Below are 15,572 nucleotides of genomic sequence, written 5' to 3'. Positions count from 1 at the left end.
TGTTTTTATTACCTGTAATGAAAACGATATCGTACGTAGGGCGCTGGTAAAAGGCCAGATCAATCTGCCTTTTTTGGGGCCAGCCAGTAGTCCAGACTGGCATATTTTCCGGCCCCGAAACAAAATAGCACCAGCAGCATGACAAAATAGGTGGCGGCAAACTCAATGCCGTTATTCAGCACCACCAGTTTGCCGCTCGATGTCAGCCAGTCAATATGCCCGTGTTCACTGAGCAGCTGATTGGCAGCGGCCAGCTTTTGCGGCGCATCCATCACCGATTCATTGTATAAAATGGTGCCATCAGCCAGCCAGGACGAAGCATCGGCAATCGCCAGCCAGCCATTTTCCCAGTGCACCGTCAGCGCTGCAACCAGCATTATCACGGCAAGCGGAATAGCCACCAGGCGAGTCAGCATCCCCAGCAGTAATAGTCCCCCGCCAATCAGCTCGGTACCGGCAGCCAGGGCTGCCAGCACTGCAGGGGCTGGCAGACCAAGTCCCCAGTCAGGGTTAGCAAACCAGGCAACCGTGTTATCGAAACCCATCAGTTTATTCCAGCCTGCCTGCATCATGACCGGAGCCAGATACAACCGGAGTAACAGTAGTGGGATAAATTCCAGATGGTGTGCCGTAAGTGTGAGCCAGTGTCGTGCAGTTGTAAGTATTGGCATGATGACTATCCGATCATTATCATTTGTTCACAATAAGAACTGGAAATCGTGGGATTTCTTTCATTTTTGTACAAAGCACAGGCTGTACAGCAGGAAGTACGGCCCCGTTTTGTGTCACCTGTCCTGCGGATACATCAAATCGTGCGAAGACCAGTTTTATTACAATTCATTACAATTTAAACTAGCGATTCCAAAGGGTTTCGATACCATTAAGCAACATCATACGCAAAAGGTAGTACTATTTATGGCAGCCAAAGGAAGCTGGACAAAATCCCTGTTTGTAGGGCTATGGACGGTCCTCAACTTTACCCGCAAATTATTTTTCAATGTCATTTTTATTTTTATTCTGGTGGCAATCATTATTGCATTGTCGGCTGACAAGGAACCTGTTTCGGTCCGTCCGGACAGTGCGTTGTATGTGAATCTCAAAGGCCGGCTGGTGATTGAAAAAGAAGCCGTAGACCCGTTTGAAGAATTTATGCAGGAAGCGTTTGGTGATGAGCCGGAAAATCCGGAAATGCTGGTGCAGGATTTAGTCAAAGCCTTTGAAAATGCAAAAGAAGATAAGCGTATCAAGGCAATGGTACTGGACTTAAAAGCGTTTGAGGGTGGCGGTCTGGATAAACTGCGCACCGTGGCCCGGGCGGTGGATGATTTTAAAACCTCCGGCAAGCCGGTCTATGCCATTGGTGATTACTATTCACAGGACCAGTATTATCTGGCTTCTCATGCTGATCATGTCTATTTAAATCCAATGGGTGCGTTGTTACTTGAAGGCTACGGGCGCTATGGCCTGTACTTTAAAGACATGCTGGAAAAACTCAAAATTACCACCCATATTTTCCGTGTCGGTACCTATAAGTCGGCGGTTGAGCCTTTCATGCGCAATGATATGTCTGATGCCGCTAAACAGGCTAACCGGGAATGGCTGGATAGCTACTGGGCGCAATATAAGCAGGATGTGGCAGCAGCCCGTAACATGGATGAAGCCAATTTCGATGAAAAGCTGGATGTACTGCTGGATAAATTCAATGAGGCTGGCGGTGATTTTGCCCGGTATGCGCTAGATAATGGCTGGGTTGATGCACTGAAAACCCGCACCCAGGTTCGCGAAGAACTGGCCGCACTGGTGGGACGCGACGACACCGACCTGACGGTCAACACCACCTCACTGAATGCTTATCTTAAAGTGATAAATCCGCCAATGGCCATGCCTGCCAACGGTATGGATAAGGTTGCTATTGTGGTGGCCAAAGGTGAGATCCTTGATGGCGAACAAAAAGCCGGCACCATTGGTGGTGACAGCACGGCCAGACTGCTGCGTCAGGCGCGTATGGATGACACTGTCAAAGCGGTAGTCATGCAGGTTGACTCGCCGGGAGGCTCATCGTTTGCCTCTGAGGTTATCAGACAGGAAGTGCTGGAATTGCAAAAAGCCGGTAAACCGGTGGTGGTATCTATGGGTACCTATGCTGCATCAGGTGGCTACTGGATTTCAGCGCCGGCGGATAAAATCTTTGCCTCGCCCAGCACGATTACCGGCTCTATTGGTGTATTTGGTATGTTCATGACCTTTGAGGATACTCTGGATTATGTCGGTATCAGCAGTGATGGTGTGGGCTCAACTGAAATGGCCGGTCTGTCGGCCACCCGTAAACTGGATCCCCGCTTTGGCCAGATTATTCAGCGTAGTGTAGAGTCGAGCTACCATCAGTTTATCAGCATGGTGGGTCAGTATCGCGATATGACACCCCAGCAGGTTGACGATATTGCCCAGGGCCGCGTGTGGATTGGCTCAAAAGCACTGGAGCTGGGCCTGGTGGACGAACTGGGTACACTGGATGATGCCGTAGCTGCCGCCGGCGACATGGCCGAACTGGAAAATTATGATGTGGTGTATGAGCAGCGCCAACTGAGCCCTCAGGAAATGTTCTGGAAAAACCTGTTTGGTCAGGCCATGGTCTGGGCTGCGCAAACACAGTTTGCAGACAGTAACAGCCCGATGATGGGTCTGGTGAAGCAAATGCTTAGTGAATACCACAGTGTGAGCAAGATGAACGATCCGATGGGCGTTTATGTACTGTGTTTACAATGTAAGGTTCACTAGATGAACCTTACCGTGACATTCCAGTGCCGGGGTTGATGTGACAGACACACTGACCCGGCACGACATTGTTCAGGCAGAACAGCGCATTCATGCGCTGTTTTTGCATGCGCAGCAACAGTTTGAACAGGCCTTTACCTTGCCCCGGCTGACCTGGAAAAAGTCCGGCAAGAATGCCGGCACCGCTAACCTGACAACCAACGTCATTAATCTTAACCGGATACTGTATCTGCATAACCGCCAGGCATTTCTGGATCATGTCATCCCCCATGAAGTCAGTCATCTTGTGGTTTATCAGCGATTTGGGCGGGTCAAACCCCATGGCCGGGAATGGCAGTATGTGATGGAGCAGGTCTTTGGCGTACCCGCCACCACCACGCACCAGTTTGATTTAAGCCCGCTAAAACTTAATACCGTGACCTATTACTGTAAATGCGGGCCTCTGGAACTGGGGATACGAAGGCACAATAAAGTGTTAAGAGGTGAGCAGAGTTATCGTTGCAGGCGATGTGCTCAGACACTCGCCATCGCTGAATGATGGCGTTAGTGATAAAGGTAAACAGTGTCTGTCAGTCAAACTGGCCGCGGGTAAAAACACTGTCGAGCTGGTCAAACGCAGATTTTAGCACCGACGCGAGCTCTTTGTATTTTGGCTGAGATTTTCTGGCGCCGATGCGACAACCTTCCTGTTGCAGTTTGGCGTAAATTTCCATATACCAATGTTTTAATGCCGGTGGCAGCGCCTGATTTGAACGGTGACCCAGCCATAGCAGTCCCTGTAAAGGCAGGCTCAGAAAAAATGCACCAATGGCCAGCGTCTGTGGCAAATAGTCCATGCCCATTGTGTTGAACAGCATGGCACAAGAGACCACCGCCAGTGGCGGCATGGTGGAGATGGCCAGACGCGTGGCAGTAATGACCCGGCACTCAGGAAAATACGAATACAGTTCCTTTTTAACCGGCCAGGTTTTCATATACTGCTGACCATCCTGGAACAATGTGATGACTGAACGTGCCATAGCACTACCTCGCTTGAACGGCTTGATTTACAACGCTATCAGGAAAGTTTTGTAACCATATATACAGCGTTATATTGATTATAGCTCATTACACAATGTAACAATACGGGAAATATAGATTGCATTGATTGAGTAACGACATAGTTTTACCACCATTGAATGTGCGATAATCGCCCCTAATTAAGAACAACACGACATTTTTGCCTTATCATTGGCAGTAACGGAGAAAATAATGGCAGAGAACAGACATGTCCGCCTGATGATTCTGGGTTCCGGCCCGGCAGGCTACTCAGCAGCCGTATACGCGGCCCGTGCAAACCTTAACCCGGTATTGGTAACAGGTATTCAGCAAGGTGGTCAGCTTACCACGACAACTGAAGTTGAAAACTGGCCTGGTGATCCGGAAGGTCTGACCGGTCCGGACCTGATGGTTCGTATGCAAAAGCATGCTGAAAAGTTCAACACCGAAATTGTCTTTGATCACATTAATAAAACCGATCTGAGTAAGCGCCCTTATACCCTGTACGGTGATTCTGGTACTTATACTTGTGATGCGCTGATTATTGCCACCGGTGCATCGGCTAAATACCTGGGAATGGAATCAGAAGAAGCCTTTAAAGGTAAAGGGGTTTCAGCCTGTGCAACCTGTGACGGATTTTTCTACCGCAATCAGAAAGTCGCAGTGGTCGGCGGCGGTAACACTGCCGTAGAAGAGGCGCTGTATCTGTCTAATATTGCTTCTGAGGTTCACGTTATTCACCGTCGTGACAGCTTCCGTTCGGAAAAGATTCTGGAGCAGCGTTTACGTGAAAAAGCAGAAAACGGCAACGTGGTCCTGCACTTAAACCGCACGCTGGATGAAGTACTTGGCGACGATATGGGTGTGACCGGTATTCGTATCGCCGATACTCAGGGCGACACCAAAGAAGAGTTGGATGTCATGGGTCTGTTCATTGCCATCGGCCATAAGCCTAATACCGATATCTTTGAAGGCCAGCTTGAGATGAAAGACGGCTATATCAGTGTTAACAGCGGCACTAACGGTAATGCCACCCAAACTAGTGTTGAAGGCGTCTTTGCTGCTGGTGATGTGAGCGATCATATCTACCGTCAGGCGATCACCTCTGCCGGTACTGGCTGTATGGCCGCGCTGGATGCTGAGAAGTTTCTTGATGGTGTTCAGGTTGAACAAGGCTGATCAGCCATAATAATTTGTGCTTTTACTACCTGATGCCCGCATAATGCGGGCATTTTTTTGCTCAGGCCCTGCCCTGCTTCACTTCAGTAAACTATTTTATTAGACTTGCCTTACGCTCAATAAACACAGTATTCTCGTTATTATCAGTACAGGCCGCATTAGTATCGCAGTTTTATGATAGAACTTCCTTACCTGACACAATTTTCACCGTTTCCGCCAGTGCACACCGCGCTGGATGAACCTAACGGCTTGCTGGCTTTTGGTGCTGATTTAAGTGAAGGCCGCTTATTTGAGGCCTATTCAAAAGGGATTTTTCCCTGGTTCAGCGAACAGGAGCCACTTTTGTGGTGGTCACCAGACCCCCGCTCGATTATCGAACTTGATCATTTTCATGCATCAAAAAGCCTGCGCAAGCTGGTCCGTCAACAGCGCTACCAGGTGACCTTAAATCAGGCGTTTGATCAGGTGATAGCTGCCTGCTCAACCGTTCCTCGCCGGCATCCTGATTCAGACACGGAATCTACCGACACCTGGATCACTACCGAGATGCAGCAAGCCTATGTACGCCTGCATCAGGCTGGACTAGCCCACTCTGTTGAGGTATGGGACAGTGACGGGCAGCTGGTGGGTGGCTTATATGGCGTTGGCGTAGGCCGGATATTTTGTGGTGAATCCATGTTTCACAAAGCCACAAATACGTCTAAGCTTGCTATGTATGCACTGGTAAATCATATGCAGAACAAAGGCATGGCGTTTATAGACTGCCAGCTGCCTACTGAGCATCTGACGACACTGGGCGCGCAGACGATTAGCCGGGAATCTTTTATATCCCGTTTGCGGGAGCATAATGAGACGCTCGATAGTAGCGGTAATATTTCGCCGGAATATGCGTGTTGCTGGCAAAAGCAGGTTATTACCCCATGAAATTTGGCATTACTCAAGCATTTGACTGCAGTTATTTACCCGGCGAGCACGAACAGCTGCTGGTATTTGCAGAAAAAGATCAGGATCTTGCCTGGCGTTACGGTCAGCTGATTCAGGCCGGCTTCCGGCGCAGTGGTGAGCAGATTTACCGGCCCCACTGTCCAACCTGTCAGGCCTGCCAATCGCTGCGGGTGCTGGTGAATGAATTTGCCCCCAGCAAAAGCCTGAAACGGCTGCTTAGTAAAAATCGCGCTTTTTCTTCGGTTCTGACCCGGGCTCCGAAAGAGAATTACTATCCTCTGTATGAGCGCTATATCAATCACAGGCATGCCGATGGTACAATGTATCCACCCAGTCGTAGCCAGTTTGACAGTTTTGTGCTGTGTAACTGGAAGTCACCAGTCTTTATAGAAGCCTATGACGGCGATTCCCTGATTGCCGTGGCTGTGACTGATGATATTGATAACGGGACAGACCAACAGGCGTTCTCAGCCCTGTATACGTTTTTTGACCCCGACTATACGACTTATTCTCTTGGTAGCTGGATGATCATGCAGCAAATAATGCATGCCCGGGAACAGCAGAAACAATATCTGTATCTGGGTTACCAAATCGACAGCTGCAATAAGATGAATTACAAAGGCAAATTTGTTCCAAATGAGCGTTTTTTTGGTAATAAATGGCATCGTGCGGAAAAAAGTCGCCTTTAAACTTTACATAACGCCCCAGATTGGTTAATGTCTGCGCGGCAAAATTTTGACTTACTGAGGTAACTGCTATACATGGCAAAAGAAGATTCTATTGAAATGGAAGGCGTCATTCTTGATACGCTTCCAAACACAATGTTCCGCGTAGAGCTGGAAAATGGCCACGTGGTAACGGCGCACATTTCCGGTAAAATGCGCAAAAACTATATCCGTATCTTAACGGGTGACAAAGTTACTGTTGAAATGACTCCATACGACCTGACTAAAGGCCGTATCATTTATCGCGCAAGATAATTCAGTAAGTAAGAATCTTATAAGAAAAAACCCGGCCATGGCCGGGTTTTTTATTGGCTGAAAACCGGCAGGGGAAACCCCACCGGCCTCTTATCAATTGGCTTCGGTTTGTTCTTTTTGGCTTTCAACACCAGAGTAGATAAAGGCCAGTTTATCGTCTTTCAGATCCACTTTTGCATTGCCCCCCTTGCTCAGCTCACCAAACAACAGTTCGTTAGCCAGCACTTTCTTAATCTCATCTTTGATCAGACGGGCCATCGGACGCGCACCCATAGAGCGGTCATAGCCTTTCTCTGCCAGGTAGGCGCGGGCTTCGCTGGTTACTTCCAGTGATACGCCTTTCACATCCAGCTGAGCCTGTAGCTCAATAATGAACTTATCGACCACTTGCAGAATAACGTCTGACTCAAGGTGATTGAACCAGATAATGCCATCTAACCGGTTACGGAATTCCGGGGAAAATACCTTGTTGATTTCCGACATGGCATCATGGCTGTGATCCTGCTGCTTAAAGCCGATAGATTTACGCACCGTTTCCTGCACACCGGCATTGGTGGTCATCACCACTACAACGTTACGAAAATCGACCTTACGACCATTGTTATCCGTCAACGTACCATGGTCCATGACCTGCAACAGAATGTTGTAGATATCGCTGTGCGCTTTTTCAATTTCATCCAGCAGAACAACCGAGTATGGGTTTTTAATCACCGCATCGGTCAGCAAACCACCCTGGTCATAACCCACGTAACCGGGAGGAGCACCAATCAGACGACTTACCGCATGACGCTCCATATACTCAGACATATCAAAGCGCAGCAGTTCAACGCCCATAATCTTGGCCAGTTGCTGAGTGACCTCGGTTTTACCTACCCCGGTCGGACCGGCAAACAGGAAGTTGCCAATCGGCTTGTCTTCGTTCCCCAGACCGGAACGTGACAGGTGTATAGCATCGGTCAGTGACTCAATCGCATTATCCTGGCCAAATACCATCATCTTCAGGTCGCGGCTCAGATTTTTCAGCACTTCCATGTCGGATGCTGAAACGGATTTTTCCGGGATACGGGCCATCTTAGCAATAATCTGCTCAATATCGCTGACGTTGATAGTCTTCTTACGTTTGGACTGCGGTAGCAGACGCTGACTGGCACCGGCTTCATCCATCACGTCAATGGCCTTATCCGGCAGCTGACGCTCATTAATGTACTTGGCCGACAGTTCTGCCGCCGCCGCCAGTGCTTTTTGCGTATAACGCACACTGTGATGCGACTCGTACCGATCCTTCAGACCCATCAGAATCTTGGTGGTATCGCCTACACTAGGCTCAATCACATCGACTTTCTGGAACCGGCGCGCCAGTGCCCGGTCTTTTTCAAAGATACCCTGATATTCCTGATACGTGGTGGAGCCAATGCAGCGCAGTTCACCGCTGCTTAGTTTTGGCTTAAGCAGGTTAGATGCATCCATTACCCCGCCAGATGCCGCACCGGCACCGATAATAGTATGGATCTCGTCAATAAACAGAATCGCGTTTTCATCTTTAGACAGTTCTTTAAGAATGGCTTTTAAACGCTTTTCAAAATCTCCGCGATATTTGGTGCCAGCCAGCAGGCCGCCTAAATCCAGCGAATACACCGTGCTTTCAGCAATTACTTCGGGAACGTCGTCATTCACAATCCGATAAGCCAGGCCTTCAGCAATCGCTGTTTTACCCACACCGGCCTCACCCACCAGCAGCGGGTTATTTTTACGGCGACGACACAGAATCTGAATCGTGCGTTCCAGCTCAGAGTCACGGCCAATCAACGGGTCAATTTTGCCTTCTTTGGCATGGCGATTAAGATCGGTTGCGTATTTGCTCAGCGCTGAACCGCCCTCTTCGCCCTCGGCCCCTTCTTCGGCCGCTTCATTACCGGCAGCCGGCTCATCGTCTTCGGCTTTACTGACGCCGTGACTGATAAAGTTCACCACATCAAGACGGGTGACGTCTGATTTTTTCAGAATATAAACAGCCTGAGATTCCTGTTCAGAAAAAATGGCCACCAGCACGTTGGCACCGGTCACTTCATCTTTACCGGATGACTGTACATGAAACACCGCCCGTTGCAGCACACGCTGGAATCCAAGAGTGGGTTGTGTTTCACGATCGTTGGCCTGATCATCCATAATTAACGGCGTGGTATCTTTTACAAACTCAATCAATTCGTTTTTGATTGCGTCAATATCGGCACCGCAGGCTTTGAGGGCTTCCTGCGCCGAGGTGTTGTCCATTAATGCCAGCAGTAAATGTTCAACTGTCATGAATTCATGGCGGTGTTCTCTGGCAAACACAAAAGCTTCGTTCAACGTTTGCTCTAATTCTTTATTCAACATATTGCTCGCCCTATAGGTTAGTTGACTTACGCCTGCTCCATGGTGCACATGAGAGGATGTTGATTCTTACGTGCGTACTGGTTGACCTGCATCACTTTTGTTTCTGCAATCTCTGCAGTATATATGCCACACACAGCCTTACCCTGGTAATGCACGGTGAGCATAGTTTGATTGGCCTTTTCAGCATCCATATTGAAAAAATGCATGAGCACTTCGATTACAAAGTCCATTGGCGTGTAATCGTCGTTGTTCAACAACACTTTAAACATCGGAGGCGGCTGCGCTTTCTTACGCTGCGCTTCACGTAACTTTTCTTTTTCGATACTGATCGCGTTGTCTTTACTCATAGTATTAGGATAGTGCTTAAGCGTATATTACGCTGAATTTTTTGATTCCGATTAATTCTTTAAAATACGCTTGACATTTAATGGTCAAAATACATACAGTCTGACTATGCCTGCATGAAGTGACGCATGCAAGCATACCTGCCCTTCAAATCTATTGTGGGGGCATTACTTTGTGAGTTCAAGGATTAAGAGGAAGTCGAAGTATGGCGGTTGGTAAAGTTAAGTGGTTTAACAACGCAAAAGGGTTTGGTTTTATCGTTCCTGAAGATGGTGGTGAGGACATTTTTGCCCACTACTCCACAATCCAGATGGATGGATATCGTTCGCTAAAAGCAGGCCAGGAAGTCACTTACGATGTACAGCAAGGCCCTAAAGGTCTTCACGCTGAAAATATTGGAATTGTTGACGAACCAGAGCGTTAAGTTTTAAAAGACTTTTTTGCCAAAAGGGCTTTTTCTGGCAATTCCAGCTAAAGGCCTTTTTTATGCTCGTTACAAAAACGGGCATTCAGATTTCACTATTAACTTTTTCTTTATCTCCCTCCCCCCCTCTGTCAGGCAGTCTGCCGGTAAGATTCAAAACGTCTTTGCTTTATGAACCTCGTCCAACGCCATTCTGTTTATGGTGTGCCAGTGACTTCGTAGGGCTTTGTGCGTACTTTTCCCGTTGGTTGCTGGTGAATGGAGGCCCGGCTTGCCGTCCATTACCAGGCAGCTGCACCGCTTTGTGGCACCATTTTGTAGCAATGCGCTTTTGTAGCCACTGACTCAAGCATTGCCTTACACCTGCTAAAAGGTGGCAATATGATTTGCCGCTTACTGACCAAGCATAAAAAAGCCGGCAGATGCCGGCTTTAATCGTTAATGGGTAAATGACTTACCCTAAAATCTCATGCAGAGTTTTACTCGGAGACATGGCGTTGTATACCTTTTTGGTATCTGGGTAGTAGTACCCGCCAATTTCCTGAGGCGAACCTTCAGTCGCATTGATTTCTTGCAAAATCGTATCGATATTGGCTTCCAATTTGTCAGCCACCTCTTTGAATTGCGCTGCCAGTTCAGTATCTTCAGTCTGATTGGCCACTTCTTTTGCCCAGTACAGCGCCAGCCATACATGGCTACCACGGTTATCCAGCTCACCCGCTTTACGCTTTGGTGATTTACCTTCATTAAGCAATATTTCAGTGGCTTTATCCAGGCCCTGACCGATAATCTTCGCACGGGCGTTACCATGCTTAATAGATACATCTTCCAGCGACACAGCCAGTGCCAGGAATTCACCCAGTGAGTCCCAGCGCAGGTGACCTTCTTCAACAAACTGCTGAACATGCTTAGGTGCAGATCCACCCGCGCCTGTTTCATACAGACCGCCACCGGCCATCAGAGGTACAATAGACAACATTTTGGCACTGGTACCCAGCTCCAGAATCGGGAACAGGTCAGTCAGGTAGTCACGCAGTACGTTACCGGTCACAGAGATGGTGTCCAGACCGCGGATTGCACGTTCCATGCTGTAACGAATAGCGCGAACCGGAGACATGATCTGAATGTCCAGACCATTGGTGTCGTGACCCTGCAGATACTTATTCACTTTTTCAATCAGCTGCGCATCGTGTGCACGCTCATCATCCAGCCAGAAAATAGCCGGCATACCAGACTGACGAGCACGGGTTACGGCCAGCTTCACCCAGTCCTGAATCGGCAGGTCCTTAGTCTGACACATACGCCAGATATCGCCTTCTTCCACAGCATGTTCGATAAGCACGTTACCGTCCTGATCGATAATCTGAACCGTACCCTCACCTTCAATTTCAAAGGTCTTGTCGTGAGAACCGTACTCTTCGGCTTTTTGCGCCATCAGACCCACGTTAGGTACTGTGCCCATGGTCGTAGGGTCAAATGCACCGTGAGTTTTACAGAAGTTAATCACTTCCTGATAAATAGTGGCATAGGTGCTTTCAGGGATAACCGCTTTGGTGTCGTGCGACTTTCCATCCGGTCCCCACATCTGACCTGAGTTACGAATCATGGCCGGCATGGAGGCATCAACGATAACATCACTGGGCACATGCAGGTTAGAAATGCCCTTGTCAGAATTAACCATCGCAATCGGCGGACGGTTGCCGTAGCAGGCATTAATGTCACGCTGAATTTCAGAGCGCTGTGATTCTGGCAGGCTTTCAATCTTGTCGTACACGCTGCCCAGACCATTGTTCGGGTTAACGCCCAGTTCATCAAACAAATCACCGTACTTATCAAACAGTTCTTTGTAGAATACTTTTACGCAGTGGCCGAACACGATGGGGTGAGACACCTTCATCATGGTTGCTTTTACGTGCAGCGAGAACAGAATGCCGGAGTTCTTGGCATCTTCAATTTGTTCTTCAAAAAATTCGCACAGCGCTTTTTTGCTCATGAACATGCCATCGATTACTTCGCCAGCCAGCAGGTTAACTTTTGGCTTCAGGGTTTTCTTATTGCCCTGCTTATCAGTAAATTCGATAGACACATGACCGTCTTTTTCTACGGTCACTGATTTTTCGCTGGAGAAGAAGTCGCCGCCACGCATGTGCGCCACGTGCGACTGAGAAGCCTGGCTCCACTCACCCATAGAATGCGGATATTTCTTGGCAAAGTTTTTCACCGCTTTTGGTGCGCGGCGATCAGAGTTACCTTCACGCAGTACCGGGTTTACCGCACTGCCCAGAGTCTTACCATAGCGCTCACGAATCTCTTTTTCTTCGTCTGATTTAGGGCTTTCCGGGAAGTCCGGAATATCAAAACCTTGTGCTTTTAGTTCTTTAATGGTGGCGCGAAGCTGAGGAATTGAAGCGCTGATATTAGGAAGCTTAATAATGTTGGCATTTGGGTCCTGAGTAAGCTCGCCAAGCTCTGCCAGTGCATCCGGTACCTTTTGCTCATCTGTCAGATAATCTGAAAAATTCGCCAGAATCCGGGCTGCCAGTGAAATGTCACTTAGTTCGATATCGATGTCTGCTGCACCAGCAAATTTTTCGATGATAGGGAGCAACGAATAGGTCGCCAGCATCGGCGCTTCGTCGGTCTTGGTATAGATGATAGTCGACTTGGCTTTGGTCATTATATACCTCGAAGTTTTCGGTAGTCGTACCGTTATAGTCCATTTTTGTGCCTGGCCATGCCTATACATACCAGGTCACGCGTCTGGCTCGTCCGTACTTGTGGCCCGCCAGTAACGGGCTCAACCGGCAATACCGTTCTGCTGCGCCTCGACCCATGACGCACAAACGCTTGCTTATATACCAGTCTTTAGTACAAATTTTGCCGCGTTCAATAGTATAGGGACGAATGTTTGAGTTACAAGTCATACCATTGTCTTACCTGACAAAGTGCGCCAGATTGCCCGCATTTGTGGACAACATCCGGTGGTTTAACCGGCATATTGGTCACCGGCATGGGCGCACTGCCACAGTATTTGTTACACTTCGCCCATTATTTGTTATCCATCGATTTGTAAGAGTGCCTTCATGTCCGCATCCCCCACTACTGTTGTGTTGTTTAATAAGCCGTTTAATGTGCTGTCGCAGTTTACCGATGGTGAGGGCCGGCCAACGCTCAAAGATTTTATTCCCCTTCCCGGGGTGTATGCAGCGGGCCGGCTGGATCGTGACTCAGAAGGACTACTGGTGCTGACCGACGATGGCAAACTGCAGCACAAGCTGGCTAACCCGGCCAATAAAACCAGCAAAACCTATTATGCTCAGGTTGAGGGAGAGGTGGATGAAGCGGCCATTAAAGCACTGTGTGAAGGCGTAGAATTAAAAGACGGCATGACCCGGCCGGCTAAAGTCAGACGCATTGATGAGCCGGCTCTGTGGCCTCGTAATCCCCCGGTACGATTTCGCCAGCATATTCCCACCAGCTGGCTAAGCATTACCATCAGTGAAGGCCGTAACCGGCAGGTCAGACGTATGACGGCCCATGTGGGCTATCCTACTTTGCGACTGATTCGTTATCGGGTTGGAAACTGGACAATCGATGGTATTGGCAACGGCGAATACCTGTCTTTTGAAATGTAATATATAGGTTTAAATTGGTCTGAGTGGCCTTATATTGCCAGCAAGTTGGTCGTGTCATACAAGTGAAAATCTGGTAGACTTCGCGACCTCAAATTGAACCATATTGAAAGTGAAGATAGTAAGGTGACAACAAACACAACAGCTCCCAAATCCCCTGAACAACAAAAAGTCATTGTCGGTATGTCCGGCGGTGTTGATTCATCGGTTTCTGCCTATTTGCTTCAGCAACAGGGATATCAGGTAGAAGGCTTGTTCATGAAGAACTGGGAAGAAGACGACAACGATGAATACTGCGCCGCAGCTGAAGATTTAGCTGACGCCCAGGCCGTTGCCGATAAGCTGGGCATTCACCTGCACACCATCAATTTTGCTGCCGAATACTGGGATAATGTATTTGAGTATTTCCTGGCTGAGTACAAAGCGGGTCGTACACCGAATCCGGATATTATGTGCAACAAGGAAATCAAATTTAAAGCCTTTTTGGAATTTGCTGCTGAAGATCTGGGCGCTGATTTTATCGCTACCGGTCATTATGTACAGCGCCGCCTGGTGGATGGCAAGTGGCAGATGCTGCGTGGTCTGGACAATAACAAAGACCAGAGCTATTTCCTGTATACCCTGAGCCATGAACATATTGGCAAAACCCTGTTCCCGGTGGGTGAACTGGAAAAACCAGAAGTGCGCCGGATTGCTGAAGAACAAGGCCTGGTCACCGCGGATAAAAAAGACTCAACCGGCATCTGTTTTATCGGTGAACGTAAATTTAAAGATTTTCTGTCCAAGTTTTTACCTGCCCAACCTGGTGAGATTGAAACCGCTGAAGGCGAACTGATTGGTCAGCACGAAGGCCTGATGTACCACACGTTAGGTCAGCGTAAGGGCCTGCATATTGGCGGTCTGGCCAAATATGGTGATGATCCCTGGTATGTGGTTGACAAAGACGTAGCCAGAAATGTTCTGATTGTCGGTCAGGGTGCCAACCATCCACGCCTGTTTTCCAATGGCCTGATTGCCAATCAGTTGCACTGGGTCAGTCGTGAACCTTTGGTGACGCCTCTACAAGCGGTGGTAAAAACCCGCTACCGTCAGCAGGATATTCCCTGCACTATCACGCCTGGCGGTAATGATGAGGTCACCGTCATGTTTGATGAGCCGCAAAAAGCCGTTACGCCGGGTCAGTCTGCTGTTTTCTATCTGGATGAAGTCTGTCTGGGTGGTGCGATTATAGAGAGTTATATCCGTTGATGCTGGATGCAAAAATAGAACAACATTTAGCCCTGGCAGGCGTCTGCCAGGCCGCTGCCCTGGTTAAACAGGTGGCGCGGCTGGGCACCATCGATGAGCAGGCTTTTGAAGCCAGTTTGTCCAGTATTCTGGTGACCGATCCGGAAAGCCCGCAACATGTGTTTGGCAGCCTGGCAAACTTGTCTCTTGGCTACAAAACTCTGTTTAGTCAGTTGTCCGACAAGTCAGCCACCAAAGACACCGAGCTGACCCGCTATATTGCCAGCATTCTGGGACTGGAACGTAAATTGGCGAAAAAACCACAGGCGATGAACGAGCTTGGCGATCGTATTTCCCATGTTCAGCGTCAGCTGGCCCATGTCAGCTTTGACAATCATCAGATTGTCGGATCTCTTGCCAGCATTTACTCTGATATTGTAAGCCCTCTGGCTCCCCGCATTCAGGTGGCAGGTAATCCTGATCATCTGCGCCAGCCGGTTAACCAACACCGGGTACGGGCGCTGCTTCTGGCCGGCGTACGAGGCGCCGTTATGTGGCGTCAAATGGGTGGCCGCCGCAGACAGATTTTACTGAACCGCAAACAAATCGTAGACAGTGCCACTCAGGCACTGCGCTTAATCAATAGTTGAGGAG

Annotated in this window: 15 protein-coding genes; 10 read left to right on the top strand and 5 right to left on the bottom strand. The window is 48.7% G+C overall.

The genetic code is table 11. The features are described from left to right. Positions 1–59: 59 nt before the first annotated feature. Positions 60–671, bottom strand: a complete 612-nt coding sequence (locus EZV72_RS08280; RefSeq protein WP_137166801.1) for an HvfX family Cu-binding RiPP maturation protein — start codon at positions 669–671, stop codon at positions 60–62. 244 nt (positions 672–915) lie between these two features. Here EZV72_RS08280 and sppA point away from each other — a divergent pair, with 244 nt between their 5' ends. Both sppA and EZV72_RS08270 read left to right on the top strand, forming a co-directional pair. Then, positions 916–2,778 (top strand): signal peptide peptidase SppA, encoded by a 1,863-nt coding sequence (sppA, locus tag EZV72_RS08275; RefSeq protein ID WP_137166800.1) that lies wholly within the window; start codon positions 916–918, stop codon positions 2,776–2,778. 37 nt (positions 2,779–2,815) lie between these two features. Then, positions 2,816–3,313 carry a SprT family zinc-dependent metalloprotease gene (locus EZV72_RS08270; RefSeq protein ID WP_232364533.1) on the top strand — a complete coding sequence of 166 codons (498 nt, stop codon included), beginning with the start codon at positions 2,816–2,818 and terminating at the stop codon, positions 3,311–3,313. A 31-nt stretch (positions 3,314–3,344) separates the two neighbouring features. Here the strand turns inward: EZV72_RS08270 and yfbV are convergent, their stop codons facing one another. Further along, a complete protein-coding gene (gene yfbV / locus EZV72_RS08265; protein WP_137166799.1) occupies positions 3,345–3,794 on the bottom strand; it encodes a terminus macrodomain insulation protein YfbV in 450 nt (149 codons plus the stop codon). Between the two features lie 232 nt (positions 3,795–4,026). Here yfbV and trxB point away from each other — a divergent pair, with 232 nt between their 5' ends. The 4 genes from trxB to infA all read left to right on the top strand — a co-directional run bounded on the left by trxB (position 4,027) and on the right by infA (position 6,917). Continuing rightward, positions 4,027–4,992 carry a thioredoxin-disulfide reductase gene (gene trxB, locus EZV72_RS08260; protein ID WP_137166798.1) on the top strand — a complete coding sequence of 322 codons (966 nt, stop codon included), beginning with the start codon at positions 4,027–4,029 and terminating at the stop codon, positions 4,990–4,992. A gap of 174 nt (positions 4,993–5,166) precedes the next feature. Beyond that, the gene (gene aat, locus EZV72_RS08255; protein WP_137166797.1) at positions 5,167–5,916 is read left to right on the top strand and encodes a leucyl/phenylalanyl-tRNA--protein transferase; all 750 of its coding nucleotides are present in this window, start codon (positions 5,167–5,169) and stop codon (positions 5,914–5,916) included. Beyond that, complete coding sequence (locus EZV72_RS08250; RefSeq protein ID WP_137166796.1) at positions 5,913–6,626, top strand: arginyltransferase; 714 nt, start codon at positions 5,913–5,915, stop codon at positions 6,624–6,626. Before aat ends, EZV72_RS08250 begins: the two co-directional genes overlap by 4 nt. Positions 6,627–6,698: 72 nt before the next feature. Further along, positions 6,699–6,917 carry a translation initiation factor IF-1 gene (infA, locus tag EZV72_RS08245; protein ID WP_137166795.1) on the top strand — a complete coding sequence of 73 codons (219 nt, stop codon included), beginning with the start codon at positions 6,699–6,701 and terminating at the stop codon, positions 6,915–6,917. A 93-nt stretch (positions 6,918–7,010) separates the two neighbouring features. On the opposite strand, the gene clpA is transcribed toward infA, so the two are convergent. Both clpA and clpS read right to left on the bottom strand, forming a co-directional pair. Then, entirely contained in the window at positions 7,011–9,290 is a 2,280-nt protein-coding gene (gene clpA, locus EZV72_RS08240; RefSeq protein ID WP_137166794.1) for an ATP-dependent Clp protease ATP-binding subunit ClpA, read from the bottom strand. 26 nt (positions 9,291–9,316) lie between these two features. After that, on the bottom strand, positions 9,317–9,637 hold the full coding sequence (gene clpS / locus EZV72_RS08235) for an ATP-dependent Clp protease adapter ClpS (RefSeq protein ID WP_137166793.1): 321 nt from the start codon (positions 9,635–9,637) through the stop codon (positions 9,317–9,319). A 203-nt stretch (positions 9,638–9,840) separates the two neighbouring features. Here clpS and cspD point away from each other — a divergent pair, with 203 nt between their 5' ends. Then, positions 9,841–10,059, top strand: coding sequence for a cold shock domain-containing protein CspD (gene cspD, locus EZV72_RS08230; protein ID WP_137166792.1), 219 nt, complete (start codon positions 9,841–9,843; stop codon positions 10,057–10,059). A 454-nt stretch (positions 10,060–10,513) separates the two neighbouring features. On the opposite strand, the gene EZV72_RS08225 is transcribed toward cspD, so the two are convergent. Then, on the bottom strand, positions 10,514–12,736 hold the full coding sequence (locus EZV72_RS08225) for an NADP-dependent isocitrate dehydrogenase (RefSeq protein WP_137166791.1): 2,223 nt from the start codon (positions 12,734–12,736) through the stop codon (positions 10,514–10,516). Between the two features lie 406 nt (positions 12,737–13,142). Between EZV72_RS08225 and EZV72_RS08220 the strand changes: the two genes are divergently transcribed. The 3 genes from EZV72_RS08220 (at position 13,143) to hflD (ending at position 15,568) form a co-directional block, all read left to right on the top strand. After that, complete coding sequence (locus EZV72_RS08220; protein ID WP_137166790.1) at positions 13,143–13,694, top strand: rRNA large subunit pseudouridine synthase E; 552 nt, start codon at positions 13,143–13,145, stop codon at positions 13,692–13,694. 123 nt (positions 13,695–13,817) lie between these two features. Continuing rightward, positions 13,818–14,939: a tRNA 2-thiouridine(34) synthase MnmA gene (mnmA, locus tag EZV72_RS08215; protein ID WP_269747636.1), complete on the top strand. Its 1,122-nt coding sequence runs from the start codon at positions 13,818–13,820 to the stop codon at positions 14,937–14,939. Then, positions 14,939–15,568, top strand: coding sequence for a high frequency lysogenization protein HflD (hflD, locus tag EZV72_RS08210; RefSeq protein ID WP_137166789.1), 630 nt, complete (start codon positions 14,939–14,941; stop codon positions 15,566–15,568). The genes mnmA and hflD overlap by 1 nt, the downstream gene beginning before the upstream one ends. The last annotated feature ends 4 nt before the right edge of the window (positions 15,569–15,572 follow it).

Source organism: Salinimonas lutimaris (assembly GCF_005222225.1).
GTDB lineage: Bacteria > Pseudomonadota > Gammaproteobacteria > Enterobacterales > Alteromonadaceae > Alteromonas > Alteromonas lutimaris.
The sequence above is the reverse complement of the archived record's forward strand: the minus strand, read 5'-3'. Positions and strand labels throughout refer to the sequence as shown.